The 9,597-nt window shown below is 69.5% G+C and carries 11 protein-coding genes; 7 read left to right on the plus strand and 4 right to left on the minus strand.

The window, feature by feature from the left end:
* Positions 1-89 precede the first annotated feature (89 nt).
* Positions 90-488: a VOC family protein gene (locus FS770_RS12010; RefSeq protein ID WP_144941224.1), complete on the plus strand. Its 399-nt coding sequence runs from the start codon at positions 90-92 to the stop codon at positions 486-488.
* 129 nt (positions 489-617) lie between these two features.
* Here the strand turns inward: FS770_RS12010 and FS770_RS12015 are convergent, their stop codons facing one another.
* The 3 genes from FS770_RS12015 to FS770_RS12025 all read right to left on the minus strand — a co-directional run bounded on the left by FS770_RS12015 (position 618) and on the right by FS770_RS12025 (position 3,104).
* Complete coding sequence (locus FS770_RS12015) at positions 618-1,244, minus strand: TetR/AcrR family transcriptional regulator (protein WP_144941226.1); 627 nt, start codon at positions 1,242-1,244, stop codon at positions 618-620.
* Positions 1,245-1,351: 107 nt separating this feature from the next.
* On the minus strand, positions 1,352-2,689 hold the full coding sequence (locus FS770_RS12020; RefSeq protein ID WP_145012138.1) for a phenylacetate--CoA ligase family protein: 1,338 nt from the start codon (positions 2,687-2,689) through the stop codon (positions 1,352-1,354).
* 4 nt (positions 2,690-2,693) lie between these two features.
* Positions 2,694-3,104 carry a PaaI family thioesterase gene (locus FS770_RS12025; RefSeq protein ID WP_145012140.1) on the minus strand — a complete coding sequence of 137 codons (411 nt, stop codon included), beginning with the start codon at positions 3,102-3,104 and terminating at the stop codon, positions 2,694-2,696.
* A 257-nt stretch (positions 3,105-3,361) separates the two neighbouring features.
* Between FS770_RS12025 and paaA the strand changes: the two genes are divergently transcribed.
* The 6 genes from paaA (at position 3,362) to FS770_RS12055 (ending at position 8,343) form a co-directional block, all read left to right on the plus strand.
* Positions 3,362-4,423 (plus strand): 1,2-phenylacetyl-CoA epoxidase subunit PaaA, encoded by a 1,062-nt coding sequence (paaA, locus tag FS770_RS12030; RefSeq protein ID WP_145012143.1) that lies wholly within the window; start codon positions 3,362-3,364, stop codon positions 4,421-4,423.
* Between the two features lie 2 nt (positions 4,424-4,425).
* Positions 4,426-4,722, plus strand: a complete 297-nt coding sequence (gene paaB / locus FS770_RS12035; RefSeq protein WP_012397288.1) for a 1,2-phenylacetyl-CoA epoxidase subunit PaaB — start codon at positions 4,426-4,428, stop codon at positions 4,720-4,722.
* Positions 4,719-5,555, plus strand: a complete 837-nt coding sequence (gene paaC, locus FS770_RS12040) for a 1,2-phenylacetyl-CoA epoxidase subunit PaaC (RefSeq protein WP_145012146.1) — start codon at positions 4,719-4,721, stop codon at positions 5,553-5,555. The genes paaB and paaC overlap by 4 nt, the downstream gene beginning before the upstream one ends.
* Positions 5,556-5,626: 71 nt before the next feature.
* Complete coding sequence (gene paaD, locus FS770_RS12045; RefSeq protein ID WP_145012194.1) at positions 5,627-6,142, plus strand: 1,2-phenylacetyl-CoA epoxidase subunit PaaD; 516 nt, start codon at positions 5,627-5,629, stop codon at positions 6,140-6,142.
* 2 nt (positions 6,143-6,144) lie between these two features.
* Positions 6,145-7,344 (plus strand): 1,2-phenylacetyl-CoA epoxidase subunit PaaE, encoded by a 1,200-nt coding sequence (gene paaE / locus FS770_RS12050; RefSeq protein ID WP_145012149.1) that lies wholly within the window; start codon positions 6,145-6,147, stop codon positions 7,342-7,344.
* Positions 7,345-7,569: 225 nt separating this feature from the next.
* Positions 7,570-8,343, plus strand: coding sequence for an enoyl-CoA hydratase/isomerase family protein (locus FS770_RS12055; RefSeq protein ID WP_145012152.1), 774 nt, complete (start codon positions 7,570-7,572; stop codon positions 8,341-8,343).
* A gap of 335 nt (positions 8,344-8,678) precedes the next feature.
* Here the strand turns inward: FS770_RS12055 and FS770_RS12060 are convergent, their stop codons facing one another.
* The gene (locus tag FS770_RS12060; protein WP_145012155.1) at positions 8,679-9,368 is read right to left on the minus strand and encodes a hypothetical protein; all 690 of its coding nucleotides are present in this window, start codon (positions 9,366-9,368) and stop codon (positions 8,679-8,681) included.
* Positions 9,369-9,597: the final 229 nt, after the last annotated feature.

Consider the following 9,597-nt stretch of genomic DNA (forward strand, 5'->3'; position numbering starts at 1 on the left):
GGGCTCCGGTGCTCCCGGGACTGCGGCGGCCCCCGGCGCCTTCCGCCGCCGTCTGCAGGACTGGCGCCACACCCTTCAAGGAGCACACCATGCGTCTCTACACCGCCGTGATCGACTGCCGCGACCTCCACGCCCAGGCGCACTGGTGGGCCCAGGTGCTCGACTGGGAGGTGGTGTACGAGGACGCCGACGAGGCGGCGATTGCCCCGCGCAGCAGCCCCACCGGGGACATCGACGACCGTCGGGAGTTCGACGCCGTGCAGACGGGGATCTGCTTCGTCCCGGTGCCCGAGCCGAAAACGGTCAAGAACCGGATCCACCTGGACTTCGCGCCGCACGTCACGGAGGACTGGAACGCCATCGTCGAGCGCTTCCTCGCCGCGGGAGCCCGCCGCGCGGACGTGGGCCAGCCGGAGGACGCCACGTTCGCCGTCCTCGCCGACCCCGAGGACAACGAGTTCTGCATCCTCTCCGCGCGCCGCAGCTGACGCGGGTGCCGCCGGGCGGGTCCCAGACTGCCGGGTCGCACGGGATCCTCGGGCGCGCCTGCCCGTTCGCCCGCGATCGTGAGCGGGTGCGCGGATCCCCGCGGATCCTCGGGGTACCCGCGAGGACGGCTAAGCCCGCAGGCCCGAGAAGACCATCGTCACCACGGTCGCCGCGAGCTGGTCCACTGTGCCCGAGCGGCCGGGCTGGTACCAGTCCACGATCGAGTTGACCATGCCCAGCATCAGACGCGGTGCGGACTTCCCGGAGATGTCCGTGCGCAGCTCCCCCAGCTCCTGCGCCTCGCGCACCAAGTCCTCGACCGTGCGGGTCAGGGTGCGGCGACGCTGCAGCGCGGCCTCCTCGACCTCCGAGTTCCCACGCAGCCGCAGCAGCAGGGTCACGTAGGGCATCTGGTCCACGAGCACCCGCACCGAGCCGTCGAGGATCGCCTCGAGCTTGTTGACCGGCCCGTGGTCCGAGGCCAGGACGGACTCGAAGACCGCCTCCAGCGAGTCCAGCGCACGGTCCAGTGCCTGGCCGAGAATCGCCTCCTTGGACTCCACGTGGTGGTAGATCGCGGACTTGGAGATCCCCAGGTGCTTGGAGAGGGTCCCCATGGAGGTGGCGTCGTAGCCGTAGCGGTTGAAGACGTCCACGCACACGGACAGCAGGGTCTCTCGGTCGTACCCGGGACGGCCCCGCTTGGGGGCCGCCGCGGCGCCGTCGGAGGCGGGGGAAGTGCTCGCGGGGGACATGGACGGGGACCTCGACCTTCTGTCGGGCTGTCGGGAACGGAGAACCTCAGGCTACCGGCTCGTCACCTGGGCTCCACCGCCACAGCGGGCCCCGGCAACGCCGGAACTCACTTGTCGCGGTGGTCGTACACGCGCCGCAGCTTCCCGGAGGAACGGGCCAGGGTGTCCGGCTCGGCGATGTCGATCGTGGCGCTGGAGCCGATCTTCGTCTTGATCTCGTGCAGCAGCCGACGAGCACCCTCCCCCGCCTCCTCGCGGGTGGCGTCCTCGCGGCGCTCGATGTGGATGGTCATCTGGTCCATGCGGTGCGGCCGGGTGATCTCCAGCGTGAAGTGCGGGGAGAGCGCGGGGATCTTCAGCGCGAGCTCCTCGATCTGGGACGGGAAGAGGTTCACGCCGCGCAGGATGATCATGTCGTCCGAGCGCCCGGTGATGCGGCCCATGCGCCGGTGGCCCGGACGGGCGGTGCCCGGCAGCAGGCGGGTGAGGTCGTGGGTTCGGTAGCGGATGATCGGCAGCGCCTGCTTGGTCAGCGCGGTGAACACGAGCTCGCCGGGGCGCCCGGTGGGCAGCACCGTGTCGTCGAACGGGTCGATGACCTCCGGGCGGAAGTGGTCCTCCCAGATGTGCGAACCATCCTTCGTCTCGCAGGACTCGCCGGCCACGCCGGGGCCCATGACCTCGGAGAGTCCGTAGATGTCGCACGCGGAGATGTTGAACGTCTTTTCGATCTCGTGGCGCATCTCCTCGGTCCACGGCTCCGCCCCGAGTACCGCGTGCCGCAGGGAGGTCTCGCGCGGGTCGAGACCGAGCTTGCGGAAGCCGTCCGCGATGGTGAGCAGGTAGGTGGGGGTGGAGAGGATGGCCTGCGGCTCGAAGTCTCGGATGAGCTGCACCTGCTTTTCCGTCTGCCCTCCGGACATCGGGATCACGGCGCATCCCAGGCGCTCCGCACCGTAGTGGGCGCCCAGCCCGCCGGTGAACAGCCCGTAGCCGTACGCGTTGTGCACCTTGTCCCCGGGCTTCATTCCCGAGAGCCGGAAGCAGCGTGCCACGAGGGTCCCCCACGTCTGCAGGTCCTCCTCCGTGTAGGCCACCACGGTGGGCTGCCCGGTGGTGCCCGACGACGCGTGGATGCGTCGGATCTCGGACATGGGCGTGGCGAAGGACTTGAACGGGTAGGCCTTGCGCAGGAATTCCTTGTCCGTGTAAGGGAACTTCGCGAGGTCCTCGAGCTCCCGGAAGTCGTCCGGGTGCACCCCGTGCTCGTCGAAGAGCTCTTGGTAGGCGGGCACGTTCTCGTACGCGTAGTGCAGGGTCCAGTTCAGGCGCTCCGTCTGCAGCGCCTCGATCTGGTCCCGGCTCATCAGCTCCTCGGGATCCGGCTGAGAGGAGCCCTCGGAGGCCACGGGGTGGTACGGGCTGGGCACGGAGCACGACGTCATGGGTTCACGCTTTCTGGCGAAGGGGCACGGTGCGGCTGCGGCCGCGGAACTGGGCGACGACGTCCCCGCCCTGAGTGGAGACGGTGATGTCGCACAGGCCGCTGCGCCCGGTGGTGGCGATCTGACGGCCCTCCGCGACGAGGGTCTGGCCCGGGTGGGCCGAGCTGAGGAAGTTGATGTCCACGCCCTGGGCCACGGTCATGGAGGTGCCGTCCGGTTCCGGGTCGTTGCACGTCATGGCGAAGCACGAGTCCGCGAGCGCGAAGATCATCCCGCCGTGCACGATGCCGAAGCCGTTGAGCATCTCCTCCCGCACGGCCAGGGAGATCACGCAGTGCCCGGGGTCCGCGCGCTGCACGGTGATCCCCAACCACTCGGAGGCACGGTCGCCAGTGAGGACGGGATGGTGTGGCACGGGAGGGCTCCTCAGATTTTCAGAACGATCGGTCAGTAGGTAACCGCGAAATGTGACGTGTGTCAACAAGTCCAGGGCTCCGCCGCGGCGTCGCCACCCCTGCACATCCATTGACGGGTCCCCGCCTCCCGGGCGGAAGATGTGTTGACGACCACACCGGGGGCCTATATTCTGAACGAGCGGTCAGTTATTATTGCCGGCAGCGTACAGAGTTCATCCTCCGCTCCCATCTCACCCGCGAACCGAGGACACACACCATGACTGAGCAGACCACCTCTGCGGACCAGGCGGAGCCCACCGCCGAGCAGCAGCACTTTGAGCACCTCCTCAGCGAGGACTCCCGTGTGGAGCCCCGGGACTGGATGCCGGAGGCCTACCGGAAGAGCCTGACCCGCCAGGTCTCCCAGCACGCGCACTCCGAGATCATCGGCATGCAGCCGGAGGCCAACTGGATCACCCGCGCCCCGAGCCTCAAGCGCAAGGCCGTGCTGATGGCCAAGGTCCAGGACGAGGCCGGCCACGGGCTGTACCTCTACTCCGCCGCGGAGACCCTGGGCACTCCCCGCTCCGTGCTCAACGAGCAGCTGCTCAGCGGCAAGGCCAAGTACTCCTCAATCTTCAACTACCCGGCCCGCACGTGGGCCGACATGGGTGCGATCGGCTGGCTCGTGGACGGCGCCGCGATCTGCAACCAGGTCCCGCTGTGCCGTGCCTCCTACGGCCCCTACGGCCGCGCGATGGTGCGCATCTGCAAGGAGGAGTCCTTCCACCAGCGCCAGGGCTGGGAGATCCTCTACGAGCTCTCCCACGGCACCGAGGCCCAGAAGCAGATGGCGCAGGACGCCGTGAACCGCTTCTACGGCCCCGCCCTGCAGATGTTCGGCCCCCCGGACGCCGACTCCCCCAACTCCCAGCAGTCCATGGAGTGGAACATCAAGCGCTTCTCCAACGACGAGCTGCGCCAGCGCTTCGTGGACATGATCGTCCCGCAGGCCGAGGCCCTGGGCCTGACCCTGCCGGACCCGGACCTGAAGTGGAACGAGGAGCGCGGGCACTACGACTACGGCCAGCTGGACTGGAACGAGTTCATGTCCGTGATCAAGGGCTCCGGGCCCTGCAACGTCCAGCGCATGAAGCGCCGCCGCGAGGCGCACGCCAACGGCGCGTGGGTGCGCGAGGCGGCCGAGGCCTATGCCCAGCGGCAGGCGCGCGAGGCTGCCGAGGTGGAGGCAGCGGCGTCGTCCCCCGAGGCCGCCGTGGCGATCGACGAGACCACTGTGATGGCGGGCCGCGGCTCGGCCGAGCTGATCGGAGCGTGAGCATGAGCGAGAACCAGAACGGTAATTGGCCCCTGTGGGAGGTCTTCGTGCGCTCGTCGCGCGGGCTGTCCCACGTGCACGCGGGCTCCCTGCACGCCCCGGACGCCACCATGGCCGTGCGCAACGCGCGTGACCTCTACACCCGGCGCAACGAGGGCACGAGCGTGTGGGTGGTCCCCGCGGACGCCATCACGGCCTCGGATCCGGACTCCAAGGGCGGCTACTTCGAGTCGGCGCAGGGCAAGAGCTACCGCCACGCCACGTACTACACCAAGAGCGAAGGGGTGAAGCACCTGTGAGCGCGTTCGCCTCCCACGACTCCGCCACCAAGCAGTCCGCGGGTGACGCGATCACCGCCGAGGAGATCGCGGAGACCGGCGGCAAGGCCTCGGAGGCCGTGGCCCAGTACGCTCTGCGTCTCGGCGACGACGCCCTGATGCTGTCCCAGCGCCTGGGCTGGTGGATCTCCCGGGCCCCCGAGCTCGAGGAGGACATCGCCCTCGGCAACATCGCGCTGGACCTCATCGGCCACGCGCGCTTCCTGCTGACCTACGCGGGCTCCGCGTGGGGCAAGACCGAGGACGAGCTCGCGTACTTCCGCAACGAGGAGGAGTTCCGCTCAGTGCGCCTCGTGGAGCAGGAGAACGGGGACTTCGGTCAGACCATCGCGCGTCAGCTGCTGTTCTCCTTCTACCAGTACGAGCTCTACTCGGCGCTGCAGTCTTCCACGGACCAGACCCTGGCCGCGATCGCGGACAAGGCGCTGAAGGAGGTCGAGTACCACCAGGACCACGCCGCCCAGTGGATCCTGCGCCTGGGCCTCGGAACCGAGGAGTCCAGGCGGCGCATCCAGGAGGGCCTCTACTACATGTGGCCCTACCTGGACGAGCTGTTCGCGGACGAGCCCCTGCACGACGAGCTCGAGGGCACCGCCGTGCGGCCCTCCAGCCTGCGCGAGCGGACCGTGGACCGCGTCACCGCCCTGCTGGCGGAGGCCGAGCTCGATGTCCCGAACGTGGCCCAGGCCCGACTCTCCGCCGCACCACGTGACGGCTCCTACTCCGAGTACCGCGGGTACATCCTCGCCGAGATGCAGTGGCTCGCCCGCCAGCATCCCGGCGCCACGTGGTGAGCACCGTGTTCTCCCGCGTTCCGCCCCGTTCGCTACCGCCCACGGGCGGCGTGGCGCCCCGGGAGGTCCCCCTGGGGCCGTCCCGGCGCCCGGACGATGCGCGCGACGCCGCCCTGTGGGACGTCGCCGCCACCGTGTGCGACCCGGAGATCCCGGTGCTCACGCTCGAGGACCTCGGGGTGCTGCGGGACGCCGTGGCGCGGGAGAACGAGAACGTCGTCGTCATCACCCCCACCTACTCCGGGTGCCCCGCCATGGACACCATGGCCGCGGACCTCGAGGCGGCCGTGACCGCCGCCGGCTACGAGAACGTGCGCGTGGTGCAGGTGCTGCGCCCGGCGTGGACCACGGACTGGATGTCCGCCGAGGGCCGCGCCAAGCTCAACGAGTACGGCATCGCGCCTCCCACCGGGCGCACCGCCGCCGGGCACAACTCCGGGCCGGTGCGACTGAGCCTGGCCGTGAAGTGCCCGCACTGCAGTTCCCTGGACACCCGCGAGATGACCCGTTTCGGGTCCACGTCCTGCAAGGCCCTGTGGGCCTGCAACGACTGCAAAGAACCCTTCGACTACTTCAAGGTGCACTGATCATGAGCGAAACGCCGGACACCTCTGCCGTGGAGGAAGCCACCGAGGCCAGCGCGGGTGACGGCAAGCGCCGCGCCACGTTCAACACCCTCGCGGTCTCCGAGGTGCGCACGCTGACCGCCGACTCCGTGGAGGTCACGTTCGAGGTCCCCGAGGACCTCATGGCGGACTACAACTACCTGCCCGGGCAGTACGTGGCCATCCGCGCGCAGATCAACGGGCACGAGGTGCGCCGCTCCTACTCGATCTGCGCGGACCCCACCCCGGGTGAGATCCGTGTGGCCATCAAGAAGGACATGGGCGGCGTGTTCTCCACGTGGGCGAACGAGCAGCTCGCCGCAGGGGACACCCTGGACGTGATGAACCCGCAGGGCGCGTTCACCTCCAAGGTCAACATCACCTCCATGAACGACCCCGAGAAGCTCGCCGAGCGGGAGGTGGCCAAGAAGCGCAACGTGCACCTGGTGGCCTTCGCCGCCGGCTCCGGGATCACCCCCATCATGGCGATCGCCCGCGCCCTGTTGCGCGCCTCGGACACCGCCGCGATGGATGTCATCTACGCCAACCGCTCGTCCATGGAGGTGATGTTCGCGGCGGAGCTGGGCGACCTCAAGGACAAGTACCCCTCCCGCCTGGCCGTGCACCACGTGCTGTCCCGGGAGCAGCGGATCTCGCCGCTGATGTCCGGGCGGATCGACCACGACAAGCTCGAGGAGCTGCTGGACCACGTGGTCCAGGTGGACTCCACGGACGAGTGGTTCCTGTGCGGGCCCTTCGAACTCGTGCAGCTGTGCCGGGACGTCCTCAAGGAGCGCGGCGTGGACGAGTCCCGCGTGCGCTTCGAGCTGTTCACCACCGGCAAGCCCACCACCCCGCAGGGCCAGCAGGGCCGCGTGGTCAAGGCGGACCCCAAGGGCGAGAACTACGAGATCATCTTCAACCTGGACGGCACCTCCGCCCAGGTGAAGTCTCCCAAGTCCGCCGCGGAGACCGTTCTCAACGCCGCCCTGCGCGTGCGCCCGGACGTCCCCTTCGCGTGCGCCGGCGGGGTGTGCGGCACGTGCCGCGCCAAGGTCACCTCCGGCGAGTTCGAGATGGAGGAGAACTTCGCGCTCGAGAAGGACGAACTGGACGCCGGATACGTCCTCACCTGCCAGACGCGCCCCACCTCCGACCGGTTGAGTGTGGACTTCGACGCCTGACCCACCCGGACGGCGACGACGCCGCACCCGCCCCGGGCGGCGTCGTCGCCGTCTGCGCCCGCTTGCGGCGAACGCGCGACATCGCACGACCGCGCTCCGCACGGCGACACCACGCACCTGGCTGCCGCGCCGTCGCTGGCACGGCATGCCGGTCCGCCCGGGCGCCGCAGCACACCGATTCCCGCCGGCACTGCGCCCGGTGGACCCGAACCCGAGGAGAACACCGTGATCGACCTGACCATCGAGGATGACATCGCCCGCGTGGTGCTCAACGCGCCCGAGAAGCGGAACTCACTGGACCTCGGCGCCCTGCAGGAGCTCGCCGCCGCGTACACGGAGGCCGAGGCCGCCGGGGTCCGCGCGCTGCTGCTCACGGGTGAGGGCCGCGTGTTCTGCGCCGGTCGCGACATCTCAGCCGTGGACCCCGCGACCGACGACGCCGAGGGCTACCTCACCGGGACCCTGCTGCCCCTCATGCAGCAGATGTCGAGCTTCCCCGCTCCCACGTTCGCCGCGGTGCAGGGCGCGTGCCTGGGTGTGGGGCTAGGCCTGACGATCGCCACGGACGTGGTCTACGTGGCGCAGGACGCAAAGATCGGCTCACCGTTCGCCGCGCTTGGCGCCATCCTGGACTCCGGGGGGCACGCGCTGTTCACCGAGCGTCTCGGGGCCCACCGCACCCTGGACCTGATCTACACCGGGGAGATGATGAGCGGGACCGAGGCCGTGACCGCCGGGCTGTTCTCCCGTGCGGTGCCGGCGGAGGAGCTGCTCCCGTTCACCGAGGAGCGCGTGGCGAAGGCCGCCCGGGGGGCCACCCAGTCCTTCGTGGCCTCCAAACGTCTCGTGGCGCAGGTCCGCGACGAGCGCGCGGGCCTGTGGGACTCCATCGCCAGCGAGAGCGCGGTCCAGGCCGCGCTGACCGCCACCGCCGACTACCGGGAGGGCTTCAAGGCCTTCCAGGAGAAGCGGAAGCCGACCTTCACGGGCAGGGACTGACCCCGCTCCGCTGCTCCCCCTCTGCCCCTTCTGTCACCCTGTCCCTCTGCGTTTGCTCCGTCAGTGCAGAAATCCGCCGCCATTTCTGCGTTTGCTCCGTTGTTGCAACCGCAGGGCAGACAGGACGCAGCCCCAGCTCCCCTCCCAGCTTCCGCGTTTGCTCCGTCAGCGCAGAAATCGACCGCCCAATGCGCGTTTGCTCCGTTGATGCACCAGGAGGCGGGCAGAGCACGGGGGCGGGCAGACCGTGAGAGCCGGGGCGGGAAGATTTCGGGCGTATCCTCCCGGGACGGCTGAGCGGCACGACGACGCTGGGGCGGCCCGAGTGCGCCGGCTCAGCCCCGGATGCCCATGGTGAGGAACACCGCCGCGGCTGCCGCAAGGCCCACGGTCAGGACGGGCTGCGGGTCCTGGGCGGCCACCCAGCGGGTGATCCGTTCCACGGTGCGCGAGAGGGCGGGGATCTTCTCCCACGCCCAGGTGAGGAGCCAGTAGGGGCCCACCACGGCCACCAGGAAGATGGCGAAGAACGCCAGCTGCCCCACCACGTGGTGCGTCAGCCCGGTGAAGAGACGGCCAGCGATGTACATGGTCGCCGGGCCGCTCATCCCCACCACGGTGTTGAGGAATCCGAGGGCGACCATGTGCCGGGACGAGTCCAGCACCTCGGACCTCGGCGCGCGCTGTGGCCTGCGGGGCCGGGTGCGCCAGCGGACGAGCTCGACGAGCGCCAGCACTGCCAGGAGAACCCCGGCGGTGAGGTCCACGCTGCGGCGCACCAGCAGCTCCTTGGTGCGGTCCTCCAGCAGCGCGGTCAGAGTCTGCGGGTCCACCGTGCGGAAGACGAGCAGCAGAAGCGTAGTCCCGAGCACCATCCCCAGGGTCAGGAAGTGCACCGGACGCCCGGGCCGAGTGCTTTGAGTGAGGATCCGCAGCACGAGCGCGTAGATGGTGGGCGAGAACCCCATGAACAGGCCCAGCCCGATCACGGAGACCAGGCCCCCGACCACTGCGCTCGCGCCCATGCGCTTCAGCTCCCTCGTGCCGCCGTGCTCATTCCTGGTTCATCCTGGCACGCTGGTGCCCTCGCGTGCCCACGAGACAGGGCGCCGCGGCGTCGTCGTGAATGGCGCATGCCGCCTTCCTCCTCCCCGGCGCCCATCCCTGCCTGCCCACTACCCCGGATCTTGTGGGGCTTGACCCTTGATCTTGGACACGCGGAATCCAGCACGATGCTGGGAGAAGCGAGAATCC

Origin of the sequence: Kocuria salsicia (assembly GCF_007681555.1) — a bacterium.
Classification (GTDB): Bacteria; Actinomycetota; Actinomycetes; order Actinomycetales; family Micrococcaceae; genus Kocuria; species Kocuria salsicia.